The 24,730-nt window shown below is 35.7% G+C and carries 27 protein-coding genes and 1 pseudogene; 18 read left to right on the forward strand and 10 right to left on the reverse strand.

Features of this window, described 5'->3' with window-relative positions:
- Nucleotides 1–113: 113 nt before the first annotated feature.
- The 5 genes and pseudogenes from ACR1PN_RS13245 (at nucleotide 114) to ACR1PN_RS13265 (ending at nucleotide 3,644) form a co-directional block, all read left to right on the forward strand.
- Entirely contained in the window at nucleotides 114–728 is a 615-nt protein-coding gene (locus tag ACR1PN_RS13245) for an NAD(P)H-dependent oxidoreductase (protein WP_433980418.1), read from the forward strand.
- Nucleotides 728–1,015 carry a putative quinol monooxygenase gene (locus ACR1PN_RS13250; RefSeq protein WP_433980419.1) on the forward strand — a complete coding sequence of 96 codons (288 nt, stop codon included), beginning with the start codon at nucleotides 728–730 and terminating at the stop codon, nucleotides 1,013–1,015. The genes ACR1PN_RS13245 and ACR1PN_RS13250 overlap by 1 nt, the downstream gene beginning before the upstream one ends.
- A 143-nt stretch (nucleotides 1,016–1,158) precedes the next feature.
- On the forward strand, nucleotides 1,159–1,911 hold the full coding sequence (locus ACR1PN_RS13255; RefSeq protein ID WP_433980420.1) for a type 1 glutamine amidotransferase domain-containing protein: 753 nt from the start codon (nucleotides 1,159–1,161) through the stop codon (nucleotides 1,909–1,911).
- Between the two features lie 189 nt (nucleotides 1,912–2,100).
- Nucleotides 2,101–3,082: pseudogene (locus tag ACR1PN_RS13260) on the forward strand (aldo/keto reductase).
- Nucleotides 3,083–3,179: 97 nt separating this feature from the next.
- Entirely contained in the window at nucleotides 3,180–3,644 is a 465-nt protein-coding gene (locus ACR1PN_RS13265) for a PPC domain-containing DNA-binding protein (protein WP_433980421.1), read from the forward strand.
- Nucleotides 3,645–3,706: 62 nt separating this feature from the next.
- Here the strand turns inward: ACR1PN_RS13265 and ACR1PN_RS13270 are convergent, their stop codons facing one another.
- From ACR1PN_RS13270 to ACR1PN_RS13285, 4 genes are all read right to left on the reverse strand, one after another.
- The gene (locus tag ACR1PN_RS13270) at nucleotides 3,707–4,150 is read right to left on the reverse strand and encodes a carboxymuconolactone decarboxylase family protein (protein WP_072952648.1); all 444 of its coding nucleotides are present in this window, start codon (nucleotides 4,148–4,150) and stop codon (nucleotides 3,707–3,709) included.
- Between the two features lie 68 nt (nucleotides 4,151–4,218).
- The gene (locus ACR1PN_RS13275; protein WP_072952647.1) at nucleotides 4,219–4,662 is read right to left on the reverse strand and encodes a carboxymuconolactone decarboxylase family protein; all 444 of its coding nucleotides are present in this window, start codon (nucleotides 4,660–4,662) and stop codon (nucleotides 4,219–4,221) included.
- Between the two features lie 130 nt (nucleotides 4,663–4,792).
- Nucleotides 4,793–5,098: a DoxX family protein gene (locus tag ACR1PN_RS13280; RefSeq protein WP_433980422.1), complete on the reverse strand. Its 306-nt coding sequence runs from the start codon at nucleotides 5,096–5,098 to the stop codon at nucleotides 4,793–4,795.
- Between the two features lie 63 nt (nucleotides 5,099–5,161).
- On the reverse strand, nucleotides 5,162–5,743 hold the full coding sequence (locus ACR1PN_RS13285) for a Crp/Fnr family transcriptional regulator (RefSeq protein WP_378181949.1): 582 nt from the start codon (nucleotides 5,741–5,743) through the stop codon (nucleotides 5,162–5,164).
- Nucleotides 5,744–5,808: 65 nt separating this feature from the next.
- On the opposite strand from ACR1PN_RS13285, the gene ACR1PN_RS13290 reads away from it, so the two are divergent.
- A complete protein-coding gene (locus tag ACR1PN_RS13290) occupies nucleotides 5,809–6,174 on the forward strand; it encodes a DUF1304 domain-containing protein (protein ID WP_433980423.1) in 366 nt (121 codons plus the stop codon).
- Between the two features lie 55 nt (nucleotides 6,175–6,229).
- On the opposite strand, the gene ACR1PN_RS13295 is transcribed toward ACR1PN_RS13290, so the two are convergent.
- Both ACR1PN_RS13295 and ACR1PN_RS13300 read right to left on the reverse strand, forming a co-directional pair.
- On the reverse strand, nucleotides 6,230–7,051 hold the full coding sequence (locus ACR1PN_RS13295) for an anti-sigma factor (protein ID WP_433980424.1): 822 nt from the start codon (nucleotides 7,049–7,051) through the stop codon (nucleotides 6,230–6,232).
- 1 nt (nucleotide 7,052) lies between these two features.
- Nucleotides 7,053–7,601, reverse strand: coding sequence for an RNA polymerase sigma factor (locus ACR1PN_RS13300; RefSeq protein WP_378182197.1), 549 nt, complete (start codon nucleotides 7,599–7,601; stop codon nucleotides 7,053–7,055).
- A 250-nt stretch (nucleotides 7,602–7,851) separates the two neighbouring features.
- Here ACR1PN_RS13300 and ACR1PN_RS13305 point away from each other — a divergent pair, with 250 nt between their 5' ends.
- From ACR1PN_RS13305 to ACR1PN_RS13315, 3 genes are all read left to right on the forward strand, one after another.
- Nucleotides 7,852–8,421, forward strand: coding sequence for a fasciclin domain-containing protein (locus ACR1PN_RS13305; RefSeq protein ID WP_433980425.1), 570 nt, complete (start codon nucleotides 7,852–7,854; stop codon nucleotides 8,419–8,421).
- Nucleotides 8,422–8,500: 79 nt separating this feature from the next.
- On the forward strand, nucleotides 8,501–9,208 hold the full coding sequence (locus ACR1PN_RS13310) for a ferritin-like domain-containing protein (RefSeq protein ID WP_433980426.1): 708 nt from the start codon (nucleotides 8,501–8,503) through the stop codon (nucleotides 9,206–9,208).
- A 48-nt stretch (nucleotides 9,209–9,256) separates the two neighbouring features.
- A complete protein-coding gene (locus ACR1PN_RS13315) occupies nucleotides 9,257–10,066 on the forward strand; it encodes a ferritin-like domain-containing protein (protein WP_433980427.1) in 810 nt (269 codons plus the stop codon).
- Nucleotides 10,067–10,101: 35 nt separating this feature from the next.
- On the opposite strand, the gene ACR1PN_RS13320 is transcribed toward ACR1PN_RS13315, so the two are convergent.
- Together ACR1PN_RS13320 and ACR1PN_RS13325 are read right to left on the reverse strand one after the other, a co-directional pair.
- Nucleotides 10,102–10,575 (reverse strand): thioredoxin family protein, encoded by a 474-nt coding sequence (locus tag ACR1PN_RS13320; protein WP_433980428.1) that lies wholly within the window; start codon nucleotides 10,573–10,575, stop codon nucleotides 10,102–10,104.
- A 223-nt stretch (nucleotides 10,576–10,798) separates the two neighbouring features.
- A complete protein-coding gene (locus ACR1PN_RS13325; protein ID WP_433980429.1) occupies nucleotides 10,799–12,871 on the reverse strand; it encodes a TonB-dependent receptor plug domain-containing protein in 2,073 nt (690 codons plus the stop codon).
- Nucleotides 12,872–13,173: 302 nt separating this feature from the next.
- On the opposite strand from ACR1PN_RS13325, the gene ACR1PN_RS13330 reads away from it, so the two are divergent.
- From ACR1PN_RS13330 to ACR1PN_RS13355, 6 genes are all read left to right on the forward strand, one after another.
- Complete coding sequence (locus ACR1PN_RS13330; RefSeq protein WP_433980430.1) at nucleotides 13,174–14,361, forward strand: homogentisate 1,2-dioxygenase; 1,188 nt, start codon at nucleotides 13,174–13,176, stop codon at nucleotides 14,359–14,361.
- Nucleotides 14,362–14,692: 331 nt separating this feature from the next.
- Nucleotides 14,693–15,967 (forward strand): acetyl-CoA hydrolase/transferase family protein, encoded by a 1,275-nt coding sequence (locus tag ACR1PN_RS13335; protein WP_433980431.1) that lies wholly within the window; start codon nucleotides 14,693–14,695, stop codon nucleotides 15,965–15,967.
- Nucleotides 15,968–16,278: 311 nt separating this feature from the next.
- A complete protein-coding gene (hppD, locus tag ACR1PN_RS13340; protein WP_072952638.1) occupies nucleotides 16,279–17,409 on the forward strand; it encodes a 4-hydroxyphenylpyruvate dioxygenase in 1,131 nt (376 codons plus the stop codon).
- A 66-nt stretch (nucleotides 17,410–17,475) separates the two neighbouring features.
- A complete protein-coding gene (locus tag ACR1PN_RS13345; protein ID WP_433980432.1) occupies nucleotides 17,476–17,955 on the forward strand; it encodes a hypothetical protein in 480 nt (159 codons plus the stop codon).
- A 95-nt stretch (nucleotides 17,956–18,050) separates the two neighbouring features.
- Entirely contained in the window at nucleotides 18,051–19,298 is a 1,248-nt protein-coding gene (fahA, locus tag ACR1PN_RS13350) for a fumarylacetoacetase (protein ID WP_433980433.1), read from the forward strand.
- A 294-nt stretch (nucleotides 19,299–19,592) separates the two neighbouring features.
- A complete protein-coding gene (locus tag ACR1PN_RS13355; RefSeq protein ID WP_433980434.1) occupies nucleotides 19,593–20,414 on the forward strand; it encodes a flavin reductase family protein in 822 nt (273 codons plus the stop codon).
- 44 nt (nucleotides 20,415–20,458) lie between these two features.
- Here the strand turns inward: ACR1PN_RS13355 and ACR1PN_RS13360 are convergent, their stop codons facing one another.
- Entirely contained in the window at nucleotides 20,459–21,232 is a 774-nt protein-coding gene (locus ACR1PN_RS13360; protein WP_433980435.1) for a T9SS type A sorting domain-containing protein, read from the reverse strand.
- 122 nt (nucleotides 21,233–21,354) lie between these two features.
- Entirely contained in the window at nucleotides 21,355–22,197 is an 843-nt protein-coding gene (locus ACR1PN_RS13365) for an alpha/beta hydrolase family protein (protein WP_433980436.1), read from the reverse strand.
- Between the two features lie 180 nt (nucleotides 22,198–22,377).
- Between ACR1PN_RS13365 and ACR1PN_RS13370 the strand changes: the two genes are divergently transcribed.
- From ACR1PN_RS13370 to ACR1PN_RS13380, 3 genes are all read left to right on the forward strand, one after another.
- Entirely contained in the window at nucleotides 22,378–23,151 is a 774-nt protein-coding gene (locus ACR1PN_RS13370) for a HipA family kinase (protein ID WP_433980437.1), read from the forward strand.
- On the forward strand, nucleotides 23,138–23,521 hold the full coding sequence (locus tag ACR1PN_RS13375) for a DUF3037 domain-containing protein (RefSeq protein WP_433980438.1): 384 nt from the start codon (nucleotides 23,138–23,140) through the stop codon (nucleotides 23,519–23,521). Before ACR1PN_RS13370 ends, ACR1PN_RS13375 begins: the two co-directional genes overlap by 14 nt.
- A 93-nt stretch (nucleotides 23,522–23,614) precedes the next feature.
- The gene (locus ACR1PN_RS13380; protein ID WP_433980439.1) at nucleotides 23,615–24,637 is read left to right on the forward strand and encodes an alpha/beta hydrolase fold domain-containing protein; all 1,023 of its coding nucleotides are present in this window, start codon (nucleotides 23,615–23,617) and stop codon (nucleotides 24,635–24,637) included.
- The last annotated feature ends 93 nt before the right edge of the window (nucleotides 24,638–24,730 follow it).

The following is a 24,730-nucleotide window of genomic DNA, read 5'->3' on the forward strand; positions in this document are numbered from 1 at the left end:
TATTTAATAAAATTTAATTATCACTATTCTGATAACTAACTATAATTCATATTATTTTTATTATACAATCTACCGTTATAACTTTGCATCATAAAATTGAAAATCATACAACAATGAAAAAAGTATTAATCATCAACGGCGGACAAAATTTCGGACATTCCGGAGGAAAGTATAATCAGACTATTGCAGAAAATACATTAGAAGTCTTGAAAAGCTTCGAAAATGTAGAGGTAAAAATCACCAACGTAAGCGACACCTATGACAGACACGAAGAAGTTCAGAAGTTTGTTTGGGCAGATTACATTATTTATCACACTCCAATCTGGTGGTTTCAATTACCAAATGGATTGAAAAAATATATTGATGAAGTTTTCACCGCCGGTCATGCCAAAGGAATTTATATGAGCGACGGAAGAACTGCGGAAAATCCTAAAATCAATTACGGAACAGGAGGAATGCTGAAAGGCAGAAAATATATGTTGACTACAAGCTGGAACGCTCCTGAAACGGCTTTCACGCTCCCAGGAGAATTTTTCAACGAAACAAGTGTGGATAACGGACCACTATTTGGTTTTCACAGAATGAATGCATTCGTTTCTTTAGAAAAAATGGAAAGTTTCCACTTTCATGATGTAGAGAAAAACGCCAATATTGAACGGGATATGAAATTATACAGAGAACATTTAACAAACGTTTTTAAAAAAGAATTAAAACCACAATTAGTCTAATGAAAATTTATTTAACAGCCATTATCAAAGCAAAAGAAGAGCACAGAACAGAAGTTTTGGAAGTTCTTCAAAATATGGTAAAAGAAACCGTGAAAGAAGAAGCTAATGAACTTTATACACTTCATCAGGGAATTGAAGATAAAAATCACTTTATTTTCTACGAGATCTGGAAAAATAAAGAAGGTTTATCACAGCACAATCAACAACCTTATATTCAAGCTTTCGGAGCTTTGATTGATGAAAAACTACAGGAGAAACCACAGATTTATTTAACTGAAATTATTTAACATTAAACCATTAAGAAAATTAAGAAGTTAAGATATATTAAGAAAAATCAATAGATTTTTTTAAGCATACCGCTTAAAGCTTCGCTAATTCTTAATACTCTAAATTCCTTAAATAAACCTTAATGGTTGAAAAATTATTAAATATGAAAAAATTAGCATTACTTATCCTTTCTATTTTTACGATAGGATTCATTCAGGCACAAACCAAAAAGTCTAAAAATATGAAAAAGAAAATTTTATTTGTCGTTACCAGCCATGACAAAAAAGGCGATACAGGCCAGGAAACAGGATACTATCTTGGTGAGGTTTCTCATCCCTGGGAAGTTCTTCACAAAGCAGGATACGAAATCGATTTTGTAAGCCCCAAAGGCGCAACTCCTCCTGTTGACGGATTTGATCTGAAAGATCCCGTAAACAAAGAATTCTGGGAAAATAAAGAATATAAAAATAAAATCGATCATTCTTTACAGCCTTCTCAGGTAAACCCGAATGACTACTCTACCATCTTTTATGCAGGAGGACATGGTGCGATGTGGGATTTTGCTGACAACACGGAACTTGCTGCCATTGCCTCAAAAATTTATGAAAACGGAGGAATAGTAGCCGGAGTTTGTCACGGTCCGGCAGGTTTGGTGAATATTAAACTGAATAACGGTAAATATTTGGTAGACGGTAAAAAAATCAATGCCTTTACCAATGAAGAGGAAGCTGAAGTGAAATTAACGAAGGTTGTTTCTTTCCTTCTGGAAGATAAACTGAAAGAAAGAGGGGCAAAATTTGAAAAATCGGGACTTTGGCAGAATCATGTTGTGAGTGACCAAAGAGTGATCACCGGACAAAATCCTCAATCGGCAAAAAGTGTTGGTGAGGCTATTTTAAAAGAATTGAACAAATAAAATTTTCAACCACAAAAGTCACAATAGACATTCATAATTCAATCATAAAAAGTTAAAATTATTCTTTTGACAAGAGCATAAAGTTTTCTAAAAATCTTTGATTTTCTTCTTATGTGATCTTATGGTTTTCATAGTGTATTAAAACAAATAAACTTTTGTGACTTTTATAGTTAAATAAATTAAAACAAAATGGAATATAGAAAATTAGGAAACACCGATCTGGAACTTTCAGTGATTACTCACGGAGCCTTTGCCATCGGTGGAAATATGTGGGGCGGAAATGAAAAACAGGATTCTGTCAATTCAATTCACGCATCTTTGGATCACGGGGTAACATCCATTGATACCGCACCATTTTACGGGTTCGGATTGAGTGAAGAAATGATCGGAGAAGCTATTAAAGGAAAGGACCGCTCGAAAATTCAGCTGCTGACAAAATTTGGGCTGGTTTGGGACGGAAGTAATAACGGAAAAGGAGAATTTTTCTTTGATGCAGAGGAAAATGGTAAAAAAATTCCGGTTTATAAATTTGCTTCCAAGGAAAATATCATCAAGGAAGTCGAGGAAAGCTTAAAAAGATTGGGAACAGATTATATCGATCTTTTGCAATTGCACTGGCCGGATTCCACAACGCCAATCAACGAAACGATGGAAGCTTTGGAATTGTTGATTAAACAGGGAAAAATAAGAAAAGCAGGTGTGAGCAATTATTCTGTTCAACAAATGGAAGAAGCGAATAAAACGGTAAAACTAGCGAGCAATCAGGTTTCATACAGTATGCTGAACCGTGCGATTGAAAATGATCTGGTTCCTTATTCTCTGGAAAATAATTCAGGAATTATCGTATACAGTCCGATGGAAAGAGGATTATTGACCGGAAAATATTTTAAAGATAATAAACTCAAAGAAAATGATCACAGAAACGGATATTTTTCACAATTTGATTTACATAAAGTGAAAACTTTCTTGGATAAAATCGAACCGATTGCCCAGGAAAAAGGAGCTACACTTTCTCAGCTGGTTTTGAGATGGACAACTTTACAACCTGCCATCACAGTGGTTTTAGCAGGAGCAAGAAATGCTCAGCAAGCCATTGAAAATGCCAAGAATGTCTTTCGATTTATCTCAGGAAGAACTTAATTTTATTAATTCTTCTTTAAAAGAAATTTAGGATCATCAACTTGGTGCAAAATTTTCATTATTTAATTTAAATATCATTGATTATGAATGTATTGAAAAACATTTTTATCGTCTTAATAATTCTGATAATGAACAATTTTACAGCACAACAAAAAGATAACTGCCGCTACATCAAAACTCCGACAGGCTATTTAATGGTTCTTCGGCAAGGTGATGATGTGATTGCCAACATTGAAAATTTAGCAAAATCCGAAAAAATTCCTTCTGCAAGTTTTACAGGAATCGGTTTTGCTTCGGATGTCACTTTTGGATTTTATGATTTTAATGCTAAAAAATTCGATCCCAAAACTTTTAATAAAGTAGAGATGGGCAGCCTTACCGGTTCGATTGCCTGGAATGATCAAGGCCCATCCATCCATGTTCACGGTGTTGCAACGGATGATAAATTCAATGCATATGGCGGACATATTTTGTCTCTTCGCGTTGGAACGGGCTCGATGGAAATTTACATCAACGTTAATGACCAAAAATTAGAACGGAAAGTTGAACAGCCTTTAAATGCTAATGTCTTGCAGCTAAACTGCCAAAAATAACAAAGCGCTTCTCCATATTGAGAGGCGCTTTGCGTAAATAACTTTTTAAACAAATAACAGATTTATTTACCGATCGGCATGTGCGTTGAAATTGCAATTCTGTTCCACATATTGATAGAAATGGCTGCCATGATGATATCCACCAGCTGTTTTTCATTGAAAATTCCTTTGGCCTGCTGATACGTTTCTTCCGAAAGCCCTTTATCACTGATTAAGGTAATTTCTTCAGCAATCGTTAAAATAATCTGCTCTTCAAGGCTGAACAGTTCTTTCGAATCTCTCCATGCATTCAGAAGAAAAATTCTTTGGGGAGTTTCACCATATTTCAGAGCATCTTTGGTATGCATATCGAGACAGAAGGCACAGCCATTGATCTGTGAAGTTCTGATTTTAATTAATTCTTTTTGAATCGGGCTTAAAAAACTATCCTGAAGAGCAGTTTCCATTCCAATTCCCGCTTTATAAGAGGCAGCGTTTGTCGTTGCCATGTTGAATCTTGCACTCATAATCGTATATTTTTGTGAGTTTGTTTTGTTAAGAATTTCTTTTTACCGTTAATTAATTTTGACCAGAATTATTTCCCGATTTCCATGTGGGAAGCTTTTGCAATTCTGTTCCACATATTGATCGCAACTGCCGCCATAATGATTTGAGAAATCTGGGTTTCATCGAACAGCTTCTTTGCTTTTTCATACGTTTCTTCTGTCAGTCCTTTCTGGTTGATCAGCGTAATTTCCTCTGTAATCATCAAAATAACCTGCTCTTCTTCCGTAAAAAATTCTTTCGCGTCTCTCCAGGCATTCAGAATAAAAATTCTCTGTGGAGTTTCACCATGTTTCAGGGCATCTTTGGTATGCATATCCAGACAGAACGCACATCCGTTGATCTGTGAAGATCTGATTTTAATCAATTCTTTCTGAATCGGATCTAAAAAGCTGTTCTGAAGGGCCATTTCTATTCCTATTCCCGCTTTGTAAGCTGCAGGGTGAAGCGTTGTCCAGTTAAATCTTGCGCTCATACTATTTAAAATTTTTGGGTTAATATATCTATTGAAAAATTATATTTTTGTTGGGTTGCCAATAAAAATGCAGCCGCGCTTCCTATCCAGACCGAGTAATCCAGAGGAGCTTTAACGCCTAAAGCAACCGTCATCGAGAAAGCAAATAGCAGCAGTAAAATCCGGTTCCGTATGCTGCGATTTTAGTCTTAAAGCCTAAAATCAACATCAAAGGAAAAAGGACTTCCAAAAAAGTTGCGGCATATGCAGAAAAAGTACTTAAGCTTTCAGGAAGAAAACAGGTAAGCTGTTCCGTATATTTTTCGAAATTCTCCCAATTTCCCCAGGCAGAATTTTCACCCCAGAAACCGAACCGGTCTGCAACGGCAGAAAGCATGGAAGCTGAAATGGCGAGTCTTAAAAATAACTGTGAATACTGAACTTTTTCCTGTGTCATGATGCTTGCTTTTAATTACATGACAAAGTTCAGAATACAGAATCGTAAAAATCTTAAACTGGTTTAAGAACGTGATTTGGCCAATTTTGCACGGATTTCACTTAAATATTCCGGCGTGAAACCTAAAAAGGAAGCAATTAAATATTGAGGGATTCTTTGGATAAACCAGGGATATAATGTACTGAAATTCACATACAATTCTTCTCTGGTCATTTCATAAAGATAGCGAATACGCCTTTCAGAAGCTGCGTAAGCTCTTTGATAAATCATTCTGAAATAACGCTCCATCACCGGATGTTTGTTCAGTAATTCTTCCTGGGTCTGAAGATTTATTTCTAAGATGATTGATTTTTCCACCGCCTGAATACAAAAATCGGTTTTGATCTGCCTTTCATAAGCAAAAGTGTCGGTGATCCACCAATTTTCAATAGCGAATTCGGTAGTTTGTTCTATTCCTTTTTCGTTGACGAAAAATTTTCGGAGACAGCCTTTAACGACAAAGTACATCGACTTGCAAATTTCCCCACTCAACATCAGATCCTGCTTTTTCTTCACTTCCACTTCTTGGAAAAATGAAAGGACCGAAGCAAATTCTTCATCAGTAATCGTAATGAATTTATCTAAATGTTGTTTGAAAGTCTCCATTATTGAAATTGTATAACCAAACTTAACTTTATTTTTTTAGTTTTACAATCACAAAATACTAATTCATGGAAATCGTAGCCAAAATTCTAATCGCAGTGGTAGCCATTGAGCATCTTTATATTTTATGGATGGAAATGTTTGCATGGGAAACCAAAGGAAGAGAAGTCTTTAAGAAAGCTCTTCCTGCCGAAATGTTTAAACCCACAAAAGGTTTAGCAGCGAACCAGGGGCTTTATAATGGCTTTCTAGCAGCCGGACTGATTTGGTCTTTACTGATTGATGATCCGAAATGGCAAATGAATATTGCTTTATTTTTCTTAGGGTGCGTTGCTGTAGCCGGAATTTACGGTGCTGTTTCTGCTACAAAGAAGATCTTTTTTGTGCAGGCTTTGCCGGCAATTTTGGCGATTATTGCTGTACTCTTGAAATAGTGTTTATTATATTCTCGTAGAGTTAGCGGATTACGCAGAGTTTGTGTTAGTTTTTTTAAAGTACGTTTCCTAAAACATACATATTTTCCATTGTCGGAACAGCACTTCCCCCTTCATTTTCAAGAGTTATTGCGAAAGCCTGGGCTTTATCAATACTTGCTAAAGAAGTACTGGTGTCTTTTTCTTCCGTATAAAGACCCGCACTTACCGGTTTACCGTCGGCTATTGCCCAAAGCTGATACTGTTTTCCTGCCGGAGCCTGGGGAATATTTTGCATGTTTAGGTAAACTTTATTTTTAGTCTTATCCCAAAAAACAACAGCTTTTGCACCGGGATGAGCTTCTGTTCCGGACATTACAATTTTCTGAATATCAGGATTTGATGTTATAGCAAGCTTTTCATTAATAATTTTAAGTTTTCCCTCTGTTACAGTCTTTTCTTTTCTGAAAGCATTCAATTCGCTCTCTGTATTTTTCTTTTCATTGAGCCAGTATAAATTTCCGGCAACACTTAAAATCAGTAAAATAGATGCAGCTACGGATAAACGATTCCACACTTTTTTATCGGAAGCCTTTTCATTCTGAATTTCGCCTGATAATGGTATAATTTCAGTTTCATCAGAATTATGATCATCCTGTAAATCCGTATGAGATTCACTTTTAATCTTTTCCCAGATTTTACCTTTTATGGAATCAGGAACTTCAATTGCCTGAGCTGTCGTGAAATCTTCAAGAATTTTCTGGGCTTCTTCATAGGCAGCTCTCACTTCCGCATTATGAGTCATCACGCATTCCAGAATGCCTGCCTCGTCCTTGCTTGCAGTGCCTAAAATATAAGCTTCGAGTATGCCCGATGATATGTATTCCTGAGTATTCACTTTACCTGTAATCTTTTAACAAATCCTTTAATTTCATAAGTGCATTCCGCATTTTTGTTTTTACTGTTCCTAAAGGCATTTTCAGCTTTTCAGAAATTTCTGATTGACTAAAACCTTTGTAATAAGCAAGATCGATGAGTTGTTTTTTATCTTCGTCTAATTTATCTAAAATTTTATTAAAACCAATAAAATCCTGATTGTCTGAAACCGAAAGTGTGGTATCATTATATACGAAGTCAGGTAAAGATTGGTTTTTTAAACTGTTCTGAAAATTTTTGGATTTCAGATAATCCAAAGCAGAATTTCTGGCAATATTAATCATCCAGGTATATAGTCTTCCTTTGCTGCTGTCATACTGTTCAATGGAATTCCATATTTTCAAAAATGTATCCTGAATAACCTCTTCAGAAGCTTCTTTAGAATGGGTAATCCTTAAAATAACGCCATATAAAGCCGAGGCATAGTTTTCATATAGGTAATGAAAACCATTCTCATTATGCTGCTTTATGAGCAGAACAATTTCCTCTTCAGAATATTTTGTTTTTATAATTAAATATTTGTTTCAAATATACTAAAATAACCATTTGTTATTGAGAATTATTCATCTTTTATTATAATTTATTATTAAATATTAACCTCAACATCAATTCAAATATAAATACAAAATATTTTTCAAAATTTATTATTCTAATAATCAACATCTTACAAATTATTTCTAGAAAAACAAAAACTGATTCCTCTCAACTGTTCGTAAGTGATTTTAGATTTCAAACTATAAACATTAATTAAAAATCAAGAAAATGAACATCACTTCAAAATTTGCAGTATTAGGAATGATCACATTATCATTTGCTTTTAGCGGAAACGCAGCTGCACAGTCTGTGAAAGAAAAAACGGTAATGGTAGGCGGAGCAGCAATGTACCCTTCAAAAAACATTGTTGAAAATGCAATAAACTCCAAAGATCACACCACTTTAGTAGCAGCAGTAAAAGCAGCAGGGTTAGTAGAAACACTTCAGGGAACAGGTCCGTTCACGGTTTTTGCACCTACCAATGCAGCTTTCTCAAAGCTTCCGAAATCATCGGTGGACAATCTTATGAAACCCGAAAACAAAGCAATGCTACAAAGTGTACTTACGTATCATGTTTTACCCGGAAAATATTCAGCCAAACAGGTTTGGGCTGCAGTAAAGGCTGGTAACGGAAAAGCGACCATGAAAACTGTTCAGGGCGAATCGCTGACATTTTGGACTAAAGGAAAAGATCTTTATGTGAGCGATGTGAAAGGAAATAAAGCAAAAGTAACGATTGCAGATGTAAATCAGTCCAACGGAGTGATCCACGTTATCGATACCGTTCTAATGCCTTAGGATTTATGACTCTGTGCAAGAATAATCAAAAATAACTTCTTGCACAGTTTATTTTACTAAACTCTAAATATTATACATTATGAAAAAACCAATTACTGTTTCCGGAAACACGTCAATAGATACCGGAAGAAGAAATTTTTTAAAGCTGAGCGGAATCGGCGTAATGATTGCCGGCTTGGCACTTGTAGGTTGTGACGATGATAATTTCGATTATAATCAGGGGAATAACATCTTTGATTTAGGTTCAGGTGACATAGGTATTTTAAACTATGCTTACGCTTTAGAACAGCTAGAAGCCGACTTCTACACAAAAGTTGTCAACAATTTTTATTCAGGAGCATCTACTGCAGAAAAAGAAATTCTTACTGATTTATACCATCACGAAGTGATACATCGGGATTTTTTTAAAGCAGCTTTGAGCGGGGCAACTCCGCAGGTTTTACCAACCCTTGAATTCCAATATCCAAATGTAAACTTCAACGACAGAACATCAGTTCTCGCAACAGCCAAAGCTCTGGAAGATACAGGTGTTGCAGCATACAATGGTGCGGGAAAATATATTACAAACCCCACTTATTTAGTGATCGCAGGAAAAATAGTTTCGGTGGAAGCAAGACACGCAAGCGCAATCAGAGACTTAATCAATCCCGGAACTGCTGCTTTTTCCGGAGATGATGTTATCGATACCAACGGATTAGATGTTGCTAAAGAACCAAAAGACATTGTTGCCGTTGCCGGAAGTTTTATCAAAACACCTTTCACCTGGAAAGAAAGAGGAATCGGATAATGCATAAACTGAACTCTTCCAATTTTACTAACCGCAAAATCTAAACTTATGAATATTCTAAAAATATTAGATAAATTATCTGATGACGCTCTTTTCAGCAAAACATTTTCCCGAAACGAAAATCTGAGTCAACTATCATCAATCGGAAAAAAAGCCGCGATCACAGCAATCCCTTTAGGAATGGGTACAATGCTTGCCGCAGAAACAAAAAATGAAAACACTGTAGATAACACGTATTTCAAAAAAGATGCTCTGACGGATGCCTTACAGCTTGCCTTGGTTCTTGAATATCTTGAAGATGAATATTATAAAATCGGATTAAATACTTTATCATTAATACCCTCAGCAGACAAAACTGTTTTCATGCAGATTTCAAAACATGAAAATGCACATGTTAATTTTCTGAAATCTACACTCACTTCATTAGGAGTAACTCCGGGAGCAAAACCCACTTTCGATTTTACGGCAGGTGGAAGCTTCACACCGTTTACAAATTACAGCCAGTTTCTGACATTAGCACAGGCTTTTGAAGATACCGGAGTGAGAGCCTATAAAGGCCAGGCCGGAAATGTAATGAGTAACAAAACAGTTTTGCAGGCCGCATTACAAATACATTCGGTTGAAGCAAGACACGCCTCAATGGTAAGAAGAATGAGAGCTAATAAAGGATGGATAGAGCTTGCCAACGGAGGAAATATGCCTTCTGCAACAAATCCTGTTTATGCAGGAGAAGATCTTACGGTACAGGCCGGATTCAATACCGCAACAGCATTTGGCAATGCAGCAGGGTCTGCATCGTTTGACGAAATTCTTACCGGAACAGATGCACAGGCAATCGCCTCGCTTTTCATAGTATAATATTATTTTTTGGTAGGTTATTATGCAGCAGTCGGTTAGTTCTGACTACTGCATATTTCTTTTAAATTAATTTTTAATTGATATGGGTTAAATTTTCCTTCATGATATTCAATCAAATTCATATTTTTATCCAAAACAATCCACAACGGATAAACAGGCTGTTTTTTATTTTTAGACAACGCCAGAACCAACTCATGAATTCCGGAATTCCCATTCGGTAAGTACTCAAATTCTTTTCCCTGAAAACGGATTTTCTCTTTTGTTTTTTCCGCTTCAAAATTGATGAAGTAGAAATTATTATTGATCAACTGAGCTAATTCTTTATCTTTATTTAATTCAAAGGACTCAATCTTGCAAACCGAACACCAACTCGTATAAATATGAATAATAACAGGCTTCGGATTTTCTTTTTGCCGAATTTCCAAGTCCGAAAAAGTGCCTGTCCTTATCTGCGAAAGACAAAAACACGGCACCAACATTAAAAATAAAAATATCGTTAAAATTTTCATTCTGTATATCTTTCCAACCACAAAAGAGACAAAAGATTTTTGAAAGCTTTTTAGATAATTAAAAGCAAACAAAGTTTGAAATTTAAGTTTTGTAAACTTTTTAAAATCTTTTTTGAAAGCTTTTTAGATAATTAAAAGCAAACAAAGTTTGAAATTTAAGTTTTGTAAACTTTTTAAAATCTTTTTTCCAATCATTTCTTTTGTTTCTTTTCCGGTAAAATCATTATTTCAAAGTATACTTCACACCCAAAAAACCTCTTATTTTCTGCATCGGCGCATATCCGTAAGTCGTATCAAAAGTATAATGGTCCGGATTATTGATCGGGTCATCTACATTTTTATCAAACGGATCAAACGGTCGCATCAAAGGATCTTTTGGTGTGAAATTGAACAGATTTTTGATTCCGCAATACACCTCAAATCCCGATTTGAAACTCTTCGAAACCTGAACATTTGCCAAAGAATAAAACGGAGAATATTCAGAGCGGTAATCATTTGGTAAAACTGGTAACCTCATCGGTCCGTAAAATTGTCCGGTAAAATCTATTGTTAAATTACTTGGAAATTTATACGTCAGATTGTAAGTTCCGCTCCATTTCGGGGCATGAAGCTGCTGTGATTTCTCACTTTCACCGTCAAACTTCTGATAAACATCCAGGTATGTCACTCCTAAATTGATACTCAATGGAAAACTAAAGTTATAATCTACATTCAGAGAAGCTCCTCTGGAAATTCCATAACCGTGGAGATTATCGTAAATGATCTTTTCAGGATCGGTATCAAAATCACCGACAATTTTATTACTGAAATAAGTGTAAAAAGCTGAAGCATCCAAATTAATCAACTTATCTCCAACAGGAATTTTCCAGACATAATTTAAATTTCCGTTGATTGATTTTTCAGGTTTTAAATTGGATTGAATCACCACATCACGAGAACCCGTCAACGCAGCATGATCTTCTGTAAATAAATTCACCACACGGAAACCCGTTCCAAAATTGAAGCGTAATGTATGATAAGGATTTGGCGAAAACTTCCACGCAAAACGTGGTGAATGCACAGCATGATGGATTTTATCATAATCAAATCTGTAACCTAGCAACAAAGTATTTTTCTCGTTAATTTCCCACTGATCCTGAATAAACGCTCCGAAAATCGGTGATTTCATCGGTTCATTTATGAACCCGTCTGAAGACAAAGTTCCGGGTGTATTGTCATCATAAAAAGTTCGCTTAAAAGTCGCTCCCATAATCAAATCATGACTTCCCAATTTTTTATCCCAATACGTTTGTGCAAAAGCCACTTTCTGCGTTGCCGTAAAAGGATTTGTTCCGTAGAAAGAATTCTGGTCATGAAAATTATAAGAAAACTGTGTCACAACATTCTCTTTCAAAGGCCATTGATACACCCCAAAAGCCTCTACTCTATTGGTGTAAATGCTCTCACCATAAATTTCATCACTCCCACGATACGATTTGTTCCATTGCATTTCTCCGCCAAAACGGTCTTCGCATAAATATCTTAATGCAAAACTTGCCAATCTGTTTTCGTTTCGTTGAAAATTCCATTTATTAAAGACGGAAATCCTGTTCTGCAAAGCAGCATCCGTAAAGTTGTCTTTATTATAATCAAATCTTTTTTCGTAATTGAAATAATTCAAACTTAATAAGGAAGCGGCATTTTTACCCAGATTAAATTTTGTGGAAAAATCAAGGTTATTTTCACTCCAGGTGGTGGTCATCAGATCAACACTTAATTTCGGAGCGGTCAAAGCATTTTTAGTAATGATATTAATAACTCCTCCCATCGCTTCAGAACCGTAAATGGATGAAGCCGGACCTTTTACGACTTCAATTCTATCGACCAGACTATTTGGAATGCCACTCAGTCCGTAAACGGTTGAAAGAGAACTTACAATCGGCATTCCGTCAATCAGAATCATTGTGTAAGGACCTTCCAAACCATTGATGTGAATATCTCCCGTATTACAAACCGAACAGTTCAGCTGAGGCTTTACTCCGTTTACCATAGAAATGGCTTCAAAAATACTTGGAGTGGGGTTTTTCTGGAAAAACTTCTGGCTGTAAATTTCCACCGCAACAGGACTTTTCGATTTACTGATTGGTTTTATGGTTCCTGTAATCACAACATCATCAATCAGTTTGGTTTTAACCTCTTCTTTGTTTAAAATTTCAATTGAATCTAATTTTTTAGATTGGTTTAATTTTAAACTGTCTGTTTCCTGAGCAAAACAGAATGATGATAAAAAGAGAGCAGAAAATAATATTCGTTGCATGAAATTAAAATTGTTAGACAAAACTAACAATTAATTTTAGAAACACAAAACTAATTTTTACTACTGAGAAAATTTAACCACAAAAGTCACAAAAGATTTTTGCTTAAAGGTTCATCCCTCTGAAAATTAAAGTTCAAAAAAGGAAAATAAATCTTAACTTTTTTGAACTTTAGTGCAGAACACATAAAAATATTTCAAGCATAAAACTTTTGTGACTTTTGTGGTAAAAAAAAGCACCAAAAAATGTTTTTAACCAATTCATTAAAAAATATTAAATTTGAGAGTCAACATATAAAAGTAAAATGAGATATCATCAGTCGGGAAATATCCCACAAAAAAGGCATACGATTTTCAAATCTCCTGAAGATAAGTTTTACTATGAACAGCTTTTCGGAACCGAAGGTTTTCATGGAATTTCTTCATTATTGTACCACATTCATCGTCCGACTCAGATCAAATCGATTGGCGAGCCGAAAGATGTAGCACCGAAAATCGCGGTCGAGAAAAACGTAACTCCAAGAATGTTTAAAGGAATGAATATAACTCCCGAAGATGATTTTATGGACAGCCGTAAGTTTTTGATGGTAAACAATGACCTGAAAATGGGATTGTCGAAGCCAAGAAAATCGATGGATTATTTCTACAAAAATGCAGAATGTGACGAGCTTTTATATGCTCACAGTGGAAGCGGAATTTTAAAAACTTTTGTTGGAAACCTTGAATTTTCTGTGGGTGATTATTTAATTATCCCAAGAGGAACCATTTATCAGGTAGAATTGCATTCTGATGATACGGTTTTCTTTGTGGTAGAAAGTCATTCTCCAATTTACACACCAAAAAGATACAGAAACGAATTTGGACAATTGCTGGAACATTCTCCTTTCTGCGAAAGAGATATCATTACTCCTACTTTTGTTGAACCTAAAGATGAAAAAGGGGAATTTCTAATTAAAGTAAAAAAAGAAAATCAGATCACAGATTTCATCTATGCAACGCATCCATTTGATGTAGTAGGTTGGGACGGATATTTTTATCCTTATAAATTCAATATCAAAAACTTCGAACCGATTACAGGGAGAATTCACCAACCACCGCCGGTTCACCAGACTTTTGAAGCGCATAATTTTGTGGTTTGTTCGTTCTGTGCAAGAATGTATGATTATCATCCACAGGCAATTCCTGCACCTTATAATCACTCCAATATCGATTCTGATGAGGTTTTATTCTATACAGAAGGTGACTTTATGAGTCGTAACCATATTGATTTAATGGACTTTACGCTTCACCCGGGAGGAATTGTACACGGACCTCATCCTGGAGCGATGGAAAGAAGTATCGGAAAAAAATTCACGGAAGAATATGCGGTGATGGTTGATCCTTTCAGACCTTTAAAATTGACGGAAGAAGCTTTAAAAGTAGAAGATCCTTCGTACAAAACTTCCTGGCTGGAAAGTGAAGATCCTAGTTTGGAAGACCGTTCGCAAGAGTAATATTTGATTTAAAAATAATAAGAAAGACTGAATGTAACACATTCGGTCTTTTTTGTTGGTCAATCGCTAAGGCGCAAAGTTTTTTTTATCATATTGCTTTTAAGACACAAGAAAATCATAGATTTTCAGCAAAGTTTTTCCAGTATTAAATTTTATCACAGATAGAATCCTTGCGTCTTCAACATGCTTTATTTAATATATTTACGTCTTTTGCTATTCACCAAAAAAACACAATTTTCAATAAAAATATGACAAATATCTTCGGATAATTGGGCGTATTAAAAACAATATAACTTATCTTTAAGACAGAGAAAATTATAAAACTTTCAATATGTACAATTATATAAGTGCCGAAGAAGCTGTATATACTGTAAAAAGCGGAAATCGTGTGTTTTTTCATGGGAGTGCATGTACTCCGAATTATTTAATTGATGAATTGGCGAGACAGTCGCACCGATTGGATAAGGTGGAAATGGTTTCCATTACCCAACAGGGAAATGTGGAAATTGCCAAACCAGAATACAAAGATAAATTTTTCGTGAATTCCCTATTCGTTTCGTCTCCCGTACGAGATGCAGTGAATTCAGAGAGAGGCGATTTTGTTCCTGTTTTTCTAAGCGAAATCCCGATTCTTTTCAGAAAAAATATTTTACCGCTTGATGTTGCATTTATTACTGTTTCTCCACCCGACAAACACGGTTTCTGTACATTGGGTACTTCCGTGGATGTTGCAAGAGCTGCGGTAGACACTGCTCAAACGATTGTTGCGATTGTTAATCCTTTAATGCCAAGAACGCATGGCGACGGAATGATTCACATCAGCAGAATACACAAACTGGTTTGGCACGAAGAAGAACTTCCGACGGTTGATTACGGCGCAAAAGTAGGTTCTGAAGAAATGCTGGTCGGAAAAAATGTTGCAGAATTAATTGATGATAAATCTACTTTACAGATGGGAATCGGGACTATTCCTGATGCGGTTTTAAAATGTTTAGGAAATCACAAAGATCTTGGCGTTCACACCGAAATGTTGAGCGACGGTGTGATTGATTTAATTCAAAACGACGTTATCAATAATAAATACAAAGGTTACAACGATAATAAGACCATTACCAGTTTCTGCTTCGGGACGAGAAAACTGTACGATTATGTGGATGATAACACGGTATTTTCATTTGATGATGTTAGTACCGTGAATTTCCCGATTAATATTATGCGTAATCATAAAATGGTAGCGATCAATTCTGCGATTGAAATTGATTTGACAGGGCAGGTTTGTGCCGATTCTATCGGAACCACACAGTACAGCGGAATCGGCGGCCAGATGGATTTCATGAGAGGAGCAGCTTTAAGCGATGACGGAAAACCGATTATTGCCATTACCTCAAGAACAAAAAAAGGAGTTTCGAGAATTGTGCCTTTCCTAAAACAGGGAGCCGGAGTTGTTACGACGAGAGGTCACATTCATTGGGTCGTTACAGAATACGGAAGTGTGTATTTATATGGAAAAAATCTTCGCCAGAGAGCGCAGGAACTCATCAGTATTGCACATCCTGATGACAGAGAGATGCTGGAGAGAGCGGCTTATGAGAGATTTAAGCATTAATCAACAAAAATATTTGAATCCATACATTTGTGTGGCTTCTCTTTTTAACCGCAAAAGTTTCAAAAGAATAAATTGAAAATAGAGTAAATCAAAAGTCTACAAAATGTAAATCACCATTTAAAACAAGAATTTTGCGGTCTTTTAATTTCTTAAAATCAGATAAATCTTTTGTCTCTTTTGCGGTTATAAAAATTTATTTCTTTTAATTTTCTTTTTATTAAAACTTTAACTAACAACTGTTTGTTTTCGATTTTAAAGATTTGAGAGAATTTTGTAATTTGCAACTCAAATAAAAGTAAAAAATAGAAAATATGTCAACATTAACATTTGCCGAAAAAATTGCTCAGGCAGAGAACTTTTTGCCGATTAACGGTACAGATTATATCGAGTTTTATGTGGGTAATGCAAAGCAGGCAGCTCATTATTATAAAACAGCGTTCGGTTTTCAGTCGGTTGCGTATGCAGGGCCTGAAACCGGAGTGAGAGACCGTGCATCATACGTTCTTCAGCAGGGAAAAATCAGATTGATTTTAACAACTGGTTTAAAGTCTGATTCTCCAATCAATGAGCATGTAAAAAAACACGGTGATGGTGTTAAAATTTTGGCACTTTGGGTTGATGATGCTTATGCAGCTTTCGAAGAAACGACTAAAAGAGGGGGAAAACCTTATTTAGAGCCTACAACATTGACAGATGAGCACGGTGAAGTGAGAATGTCAGGAATTTATACTTACGGAGAGACTGTTCACATGTTTATCGAAAGAAAAAACTATACAGGACCTTTCATGCCTGGTTACGAAAAGTGGGTAAGCGATTATAATCCTGAAGAAGCCGGACTTTTATATGTTGACCACTGCGTTGGAAACGTAGACTGGGACAGAATGCTTCCAACTGTAGAATGGTACGAAAAAGTAATGGGATTTGTGAACATTCTTTCTTTTGACGACAAGCAAATCAACACAGAATATTCTGCTTTGATGTCTAAAGTAATGTCAAACGGAAATGGTTATGCAAAGTTCCCGATTAACGAGCCTGCAGAAGGTAAAAAGAAATCTCAGGTTGAAGAATATCTTGATTTTTACGAAGGTGAAGGCGTTCAGCACATTGCAGTTGCAACAAAAGATATCATTCACACCGTAACTGAATTGAAAAAAAGAGGGGTAGAATTCCTTTCTGCTCCACCGGAAGCTTATTACGACATGGTTCCTGAAAGAGTAGGCCACATCGACGAAGACCTTAAAAAACTTCAGGAATTAGGGATCCTTATTGATCATGACGAAGAAGGATATTTATTACAAATCTTCACAAAACCGGTTGAAGACCGTCCTACTCTATTCTTCGAAATCATTGAAAGACACGGAGCTCAGAGTTTCGGAGCAGGTAATTTCAAGGCGCTTTTTGAAGCTTTAGAAAGAGAACAGGAAAGAAGAGGAAATCTTTAATTTAACTACATACAAGTTTTTGTCAGGACAAAAAATCCTGACAAAACTTTTTATATACACAGGATTATGACAAAAATTTTCAGCACATTATTATTTATCGGAACCCTATTTTTTGCGAATGCACAATACGGAACTTTAAATGCCATTCTTACCAAATTAGAAGAAAGAAAAGGCATTAATCAGAATTTGAGTAATGTAAACATCGACGACAAGAAATTTGTTCTTGTAAAAGATTCTCCCGATCATACCGAGAGGGATTTTATTGTTATTAAAGGCAATAAAGTGACTTATGTGGAAATTTTTGACGATAAAGCTTCAGGAGAAAGTACTTCAAATGTATTTTCCGGAGATATTGTGAGAAGCAGAAAAAACATGATCTCATTGAGAGCCGATATGCTTGAAAATAAAAAAGTGCCCATTCCTGTAACGAAAACATTTTTGCTGACCAGACTTGACGACATTCTTTATCTCATCGATGTCAACAGTAAAGACCGCTGGATTGATGAAGCATCTTTTTCTAAAGCCCAAACTTCGTCGAAAAAATAATTAAACACGAATCGCACAAATATTTTCACAAATAAACACTAAGATTTTGTGGATTATTCTAAGATTCGTGTAAAAATCAAATTAAAAATAAACTTATGAAATCATTTGTAGAATATTCATCAAATTCAGATTTTTCTATCCATAATATTCCGTTTGGAGTAGCAGTTTTCAATAAAGAATATATTGCATGCTGCACAAGAATCGGAGATCAGGTTATTGATCTTGCAGCATTGTATGATCTCGGATACTTCGAAGAAATCGAAGGTCTTGAGGATAACGTTTTTGAAGCATACACCATCAACGAATTCATCGAACTTGGAAAGCCGGTTACGAACGCTGTTCGTTTAAAAATTCAGGAATTATTACAGGAAGGTTCAACATTGTCTAAAGACGAAAAAACAATCGAGGAAGCATTCTACGATTTGGATAAAGTGAAAATGATGATGCCTGTTCACATCCCGAATTACACGGATTTTTACAGCAGCATCGAACATGCAACCAATGTTGGAAAAATGTTCAGAGATCCTGCAAACGCATTACTTCCCAACTGGAAACACCTACCTGTAGGATATCACGGAAGAGCTTCCTCCATCGTGGTTTCAGGAACGGAAATTAATCGTCCTAAAGGTCAGACCAAACCTGCAGATGTTGAAAAACCAATTTTCGGACCTTCAAAACAACTGGATTTTGAATTGGAAATGGCATTCATCATCAACAAAAATACGGAGATGGGCGAAAGTATTTCTACAAAAGACGCTGAAGATGCTATTTTCGGAATGGTTGTTTTCAACGACTGGTCTGCAAGAGATATTCAGGCTTGGGAATATGTTCCGCTTGGACCGTTTTTGGCTAAAAATTTCGGCTCATCAATTTCTCCATGGGTTGTAACGCTGGAAGCTTTAGAACCGTTCAGAACTACTTCTCCTACACAAGATCCTGAGATTTTAGATTATTTAAAATTCGAAGGCGATAAAAATTACGATATCAATCTTGAAGTATATATTCAACCGGAAAATGGTGAACAAAACCTGATCTGCGAAAGCAATTACAAACACATGTACTGGAATATGACGCAGCAATTGGCGCATCACACCGTAAATGGTTGTAATGTTGAAGTTGGGGATCTATACGCAAGCGGAACGATTTCAGGAAGCGATCCAAAATCTTTCGGATCTATGCTTGAGTTAACCTGGAGAGGACAAAATCCTTTACAGCTTAGTAACGGACAGGAAAGAAAATTCATTGACGACAATGATACCGTAACAATGAAAGCATGGGCTGAAAAAGATGGTATGAGAGTTGGTTTCGGAGAAGTGAGTGGTAAAATTATTCCTGCTTTGTAGTTTACAATCAAAAAAATTTTGACACATTAGTCACATGAGATTTAATTAAAATATTTTATGAATATCCGTTATTTGTCATGATTGATTTTAACCACGAAGCGCACTAAAGATTTCACCAGGAACACCAGAGTTGTGAGCTTTGTGGATAACCTTAGTGTACGTTGTGGTAAAAATAATCATAATTACAGAAAACAGTTTTTTAATTACTGCATATTGCGTACAATCAGAGAATATTTTCAAAATAATAACCTAAAATAACTAATGTGACTTATGTGTCAAATTAATTTATTTAAAATGAAAACAGTAATCCCATCCGAAATAACTCCCGTTCAACTACAAACAATCATGCAGACCGCCGTTTCGCCACGTCCGATTGCATTGGCGTCAACAGTTGATAAAGACGGAAACAGTAATTTATCGCCGTTCAGTTTTTTCAATATGTTCAGTACGGTTCCCCCGATTTTAATTTTTTCGCCTTCGAGAAGAGTTCGTGACAATACAACGAAACATACTTTGGAAAACGTATTGGAAACCTCTGAAGTTGTTATTGGAACCGTAAACTTTCCGATTGTACAGCAGATTTCTTTGGCCTCAACAGAATATGGTGACGGCGTAAATGAATTCATCAAGTCGGGCTTAACCATGAAAGATGCTGATTTGGTTACGCCTAAATTAATTGCAGAATGTCCGGTAAATTTCGAGTGTAAAGTTTTAGAAATAAAATCTTTAGGAGATCAGGGCGGTGCCGGAAATCTGGTGATTTGTGAAGTTCAGAAAATCCATATCCTTGAAGAATATCTGAATGAAGAAGGCAACCTAGATCAGACAAAATTAGATATGGTTGCAAGGTTAGGAAGCAATTGGTATTCCAGAAACAATGAAAACAGTCTTTTTGAAGTGCCAAAACCATTGGTAACCAAAGGAATTGGTTTCGATCTGCTCCCTGACTCTATAAAGTTCAGCAAAGTTTTTACCGGAAATGATTTGGGGATGTTGGCAAATGTTGAAGTCTTGCCTTCGGAGAATTGTCATGATGACGAAGATATTCATTTGGAAGCACAGAAACTCTTGATTGAAAGCAAGATTAATGAAGCCTGGAAAATACTGGTTAAATAAATTAAAATACAATAAAAAAGGAGTGAAAAATTTCACTCCTTTTTTTATTCTTTGATTATTTTATATGACTGATCATATCCGGTATATTTTACCCTTAATAAATACACACCTTTAGTAAGATCAGACAGATTAAATTGTCTGTCGTTATTATTAAATGTTTTCAAAAGCTTTCCTGTTAAAGAATATACCTGAATGCTATTTATCTTTTCACTTGTCTGAATATTCAGAATGTCTTTTACAGGGTTAGGATAAATTTTCACCTCTGCTTTTGCAGCTTCTTTCGTTGAAAGATTGTTTGCATCGTACACTGAAATATTATCCAAATTTAAACCACGTGCATAATTTGATTTACCTTCAAATGCAACATAATAAGTTGCAGATTTATTGGGTAAAGGTAAAGTTACTTCTGTCCAGCTCGAATGTTCGGTTGTATATTCGCTTCCAACGGCAGTCCATGCTCCTGAAGCAGATGTTTTATAGAAAATTCTAAGTTCTTCCACATCTCCGGACCAGCTTCTATTCGCAAAAGAAAATTTCAGAGTAGGTGTTGTTACCGATGACAAATCCATTACCGGGGTAACAAACTTGGTTTTACTTGTCCAATCGGTCACTCTAAACTCCGCCATATATGTAGGCGAAAGCGGTGTCACGGTGTTATTCTGATTGGTTGTAACAATTTTCCAATTTGTGGTTCCGTCAACGTACTCATTTGTCCATCCGGTTGGTAATGCTGTTCCGTTTCCATCAAAACTTTCTGTAAGTTGGGCATTCGCAATAAACGAAGTCATCAAAAATGCAAAAAATAATTTGTACTTCATGTTATAAAATTTTATCATTCCTATCAAAAATAGAAAAATAATAAATTAAAACCAAATATTCTGTTCAAAAACAAAGCCAGCAACAACAAACTACAGAAAATTCATTATTTTTAATAATCCAATCACTGTAATTTATGCTGAATAAATTCAATAGCTTTTTGAACAACATTATTCAGATCCTTTGACAAATAATTTTCTTCCCAAGGTTCTTTTGCACCAAAAGTATGATTTGCATTTTCCACTAAATAAAGTTCAGAATTAGGATTTAAAAAATGAAGATGCTCTGCATTTTTCACACTCACCGATTCATCATTTGTGCCGTGAATAATCAATACATGAGCTTTCGCCATTTCCATCGAACGTTCTACATCAAAACGATGCTCATCATTTTTAAAATCTTCAAAAAACTGATAATAATGAGGCATTTGCTGTTTCGTTCTTGCATTTTCCACATAATAAACGCCCTCATTTTTCCAATTTTCCAAAGCTTGATCTTTTGGGAAGCGTTCCAGGTTATCGACACTTGCTAAAGTAATTAGACCATTAATTCTGATATCTTCACAAGTTTTAATAATAGAAATTCCGCCACCTCTGCTGTGACCGACTAACACAATTCTTTGGTCATCAACTTTCTCATGTTTAATAAAATAATCAATTACAACATTTAGATCCGAAAGTTCTTTTGAATAATTATTATTTCCGAAAGCTTGCAAATCAGCAAAATTATCCGGGTCTTCAAGAGTAGTTCCGTTGTGGGAAAAATTAAACTTAACAAAGAAAAATCCGGCTTCTGCAAACTTTTCTGCCATTAAATTCCAAGCACCCCAATCTTTATAGCCTTTATAGCCATGCACAAAAATCACTAATGGTAATTTTTTATTGGTTTCAGGATAAAATGCATCTGCAAGAAATTTTTTGGTTTCCGGATTTGGGATGATAATATTTTGTTTTTTTGTGATTTGCACATTTATTTTATTTAGTACGTTTTCTGTCATTTTGACGAAGGAGAAATCTATTAACAGATTCTTCACTACACTCCGCTTCATTCAGGAGGACAGACTGTATATTTTTAATGATTAATTTAAATTCCACTTAAAAATATTAAAAATAGAAATAAACACAAAGGAAAACCTTATTTTTGCGGTATGTTGGATCTAAGAACAGTAACGGTAATGCGATACATTCTGCCACTTCGGGAAGGAGGTTCTCTTCCTGCATTGGCAGAAGCAGATGACGATTTTAAATATGTTTTGAAATTTCGTGGCGCAGGTCATGGTGTAAAAATGCTGATTTCGGAATTGCTGGGTGGAAAAATTACAGAAGCTTTGGGTTTAAAAATTCCTGAGCTGGTGTTTGTCAACCTGGACGTAGATTTCGGAAGAACAGAAGCCGATGAAGAGATTCAGGATTTGTTGAAGAATTCTGAGGGTTTAAATTTAGGGCTTCATTATTTATCTGAATCCATTGCGTTTGATTCGAGTGTGAAGGTCGATCCGCTTCTCGCTTCAAAAATTGTCTGGCTGGATGCTTTTATTACCAATATTGACCGTACTTTTAAGAATACCAATCTTTTGATGTGGCACAAAGAATTGTGGGTTATTGATAACGGTGCATCTTTCTATTTTCATCATTCGTGGCAGAATTTTGACACGGCTGCAAAAACCCCGTTCAAATATGTAAAAGATCATGTTTTACTTCAGCAGGCGACAAAACTGGAGGAAGCTGATAAGTTTGCGCATGAGGTTTTAAATGAAAATTTATTCAGAGAAATTGTTAACTTGATTCCACAGGATTGGTTGCATTGGAACGACGCTGAAGAAAGCCCGGATGAAATTCGTGACGTGTATTTTAATTTCCTGAAAATGCGATTAGAAAATTCTCAAATCTTTGTAAACGAAGCCAAAAATGCAAGAGGATAAAATTTACGAATACGCCGTAATACGTTTGGTACCGAAGGTTGAAAGAGAAGAATTTTTCAACATCGGATTGGTGATGTTTTCTAAGAAAGAAAAATTTATCCGAGTTCAGTTCTATTTATGCCCTGATAAATTTAAACTGATGCACAGCAAACTCGATTATGAAGATATCATTCAGAATCTTGAATCTTTTCAGAAAATAGCTGATGGGAAAAAAGATGGCGGACCGATCGCTGCATTAGAAGTTCCCGAACGTTTCCGATGGCTTACTGCGGTAAGAAGTGCAGTTATACAAACTTCCAGACCTCATCCCGGAAAGTCGAAAGATCTTGATAAAACATTTGATAAGCTTTTTAATGAATTAATTTTATAAATATTAAGTACAATTTAAATTTATGAATATTTTTCAGATTTATTTTTTGGTAAACTTTTTGAGTTGTTTTCATACGTCTCACAAAAAATATTTATGAAAGCAGTTCACAACAATACAATCTACAGGTTTTTTTTGAGCCTGTTTTTTATTTTTATTATAAGCTCATCCAATTCAGTTCTTTCTCAGTCTCCCATTCCTGAAGCTTCAGCTCCACAAACCGTCATTCTTCCTGAAAGAACAAATTATTTTGAAAATATAACCTATAAAACCGATCATGAAGGAAAGCCAATTAAGTTAGATTTATATAAACCTCAAAAATCTTCAACAGAAAAGCTTCCCGTCGTTATATATGTTCATGGCGGGGCCTGGGCAAAAGGTGATAAAGTTGTGAGATCAGGAAGTTATATTGAACGTTTTATTTTAAAGCTTGTAGATAAAGGCTATGCCGTTATAAGTATTGATTATACACTTGTAAGCGAAACCGTACATTTTCCGTTACCTATACAGGATACAAAAGATGCCGTAAGATGGGTGAGAAAAAATGCGGAAAAATATAATTTTGATATTGATAATATCGGTTTCTTCGGTGCTTCTTCCGGAGCTCATTTATCAATGCTTTCTGCCTATACAAGTGATGAAGATTATACTGGAAGTCCGGATCTGAAGTCATATTCTGGGAAAGTAAACTATGTTGTCAGCAATTTTGGGCCGACAGATCTCAATAAACTTCTTCACACACGATTGGGAAAAATTCCGGTGGCAATTGTGGGATTGTTTTTCAAACCTATTGTTGAGATAAGGCAAAAGCTGGTTTTCGGAATTTCAGGATATGATATCAAAACCGAAAAGCGAAAAGCCGTGGATTATCTTACAACTGTTTCACCCATCAATGATGTTGCAACAGCAGTTCCCACATTTATTTTACACGGAAACAAAGACAAAGTTGCTCCTATAAAACATTCAAAAAAACTGGTTAGGAAAATGAAAAAACAGAATATTGAAGTTCAGTTAGTTACTGTAGAAGATGGTACACATGGTTTCGGAACAACCAATAAAACCTATATGGATCAGCTGAATGACGAGATGGTGCGTTTTATCGTTTCACACACCAAATAATTGCGTAAAGCAATTATTTACCGTTTCGGGGGGGGGGGGGGGGGGGGGGGGGGGGGGGGGGGGGGGGGGGGGGGGGTTGTGGGGTTTTTGGGC

Origin of the sequence: Chryseobacterium sp. RLHN22 (assembly GCF_051011795.1) — a bacterium.
GTDB classification, from domain to species: Bacteria; Bacteroidota; Bacteroidia; order Flavobacteriales; family Weeksellaceae; genus Chryseobacterium; species Chryseobacterium zhengzhouense.

What these genes read in the sequence shown, in the direction of transcription:
- ACR1PN_RS13290 (WP_433980423.1), top strand. Translation starts at nt 5,809, where the DNA reads ATGGAAATCGTAGCCAAAATTCTAATCGCAGTGGTAGCCATTGAGCAT.
- hppD (WP_072952638.1), top strand. Translation starts at nt 16,279, where the DNA reads ATGTCAACATTAACATTTGCCGAAAAAATTGCTCAGGCAGAGAACTTT.
- ACR1PN_RS13360 (WP_433980435.1), bottom strand. Translation starts at nt 21,232, where the DNA reads ATGAAGTACAAATTATTTTTTGCATTTTTGATGACTTCGTTTATTGCG.
- ACR1PN_RS13280 (WP_433980422.1), bottom strand. Translation starts at nt 5,098, where the DNA reads ATGACACAGGAAAAAGTTCAGTATTCACAGTTATTTTTAAGACTCGCC.
- fahA (WP_433980433.1), top strand. Translation starts at nt 18,051, where the DNA reads ATGAAATCATTTGTAGAATATTCATCAAATTCAGATTTTTCTATCCAT.
- ACR1PN_RS13315 (WP_433980427.1), top strand. Translation starts at nt 9,257, where the DNA reads ATGAATATTCTAAAAATATTAGATAAATTATCTGATGACGCTCTTTTC.
- ACR1PN_RS13275 (WP_072952647.1), bottom strand. Translation starts at nt 4,662, where the DNA reads ATGAGCGCAAGATTTAACTGGACAACGCTTCACCCTGCAGCTTACAAA.
- ACR1PN_RS13380 (WP_433980439.1), top strand. Translation starts at nt 23,615, where the DNA reads ATGAAAGCAGTTCACAACAATACAATCTACAGGTTTTTTTTGAGCCTG.
- ACR1PN_RS13330 (WP_433980430.1), top strand. Translation starts at nt 13,174, where the DNA reads ATGAGATATCATCAGTCGGGAAATATCCCACAAAAAAGGCATACGATT.
- ACR1PN_RS13250 (WP_433980419.1), top strand. Translation starts at nt 728, where the DNA reads ATGAAAATTTATTTAACAGCCATTATCAAAGCAAAAGAAGAGCACAGA.
- ACR1PN_RS13325 (WP_433980429.1), bottom strand. Translation starts at nt 12,871, where the DNA reads ATGCAACGAATATTATTTTCTGCTCTCTTTTTATCATCATTCTGTTTT.
- ACR1PN_RS13270 (WP_072952648.1), bottom strand. Translation starts at nt 4,150, where the DNA reads ATGAGTGCAAGATTCAACATGGCAACGACAAACGCTGCCTCTTATAAA.
- ACR1PN_RS13285 (WP_378181949.1), bottom strand. Translation starts at nt 5,743, where the DNA reads ATGGAGACTTTCAAACAACATTTAGATAAATTCATTACGATTACTGAT.
- ACR1PN_RS13370 (WP_433980437.1), top strand. Translation starts at nt 22,378, where the DNA reads ATGTTGGATCTAAGAACAGTAACGGTAATGCGATACATTCTGCCACTT.
- ACR1PN_RS13375 (WP_433980438.1), top strand. Translation starts at nt 23,138, where the DNA reads ATGCAAGAGGATAAAATTTACGAATACGCCGTAATACGTTTGGTACCG.
- ACR1PN_RS13305 (WP_433980425.1), top strand. Translation starts at nt 7,852, where the DNA reads ATGAACATCACTTCAAAATTTGCAGTATTAGGAATGATCACATTATCA.
- ACR1PN_RS13320 (WP_433980428.1), bottom strand. Translation starts at nt 10,575, where the DNA reads ATGAAAATTTTAACGATATTTTTATTTTTAATGTTGGTGCCGTGTTTT.
- ACR1PN_RS13355 (WP_433980434.1), top strand. Translation starts at nt 19,593, where the DNA reads ATGAAAACAGTAATCCCATCCGAAATAACTCCCGTTCAACTACAAACA.
- ACR1PN_RS13310 (WP_433980426.1), top strand. Translation starts at nt 8,501, where the DNA reads ATGAAAAAACCAATTACTGTTTCCGGAAACACGTCAATAGATACCGGA.
- ACR1PN_RS13345 (WP_433980432.1), top strand. Translation starts at nt 17,476, where the DNA reads ATGACAAAAATTTTCAGCACATTATTATTTATCGGAACCCTATTTTTT.
- ACR1PN_RS13265 (WP_433980421.1), top strand. Translation starts at nt 3,180, where the DNA reads ATGAACAATTTTACAGCACAACAAAAAGATAACTGCCGCTACATCAAA.
- ACR1PN_RS13245 (WP_433980418.1), top strand. Translation starts at nt 114, where the DNA reads ATGAAAAAAGTATTAATCATCAACGGCGGACAAAATTTCGGACATTCC.
- ACR1PN_RS13255 (WP_433980420.1), top strand. Translation starts at nt 1,159, where the DNA reads ATGAAAAAATTAGCATTACTTATCCTTTCTATTTTTACGATAGGATTC.
- ACR1PN_RS13335 (WP_433980431.1), top strand. Translation starts at nt 14,693, where the DNA reads ATGTACAATTATATAAGTGCCGAAGAAGCTGTATATACTGTAAAAAGC.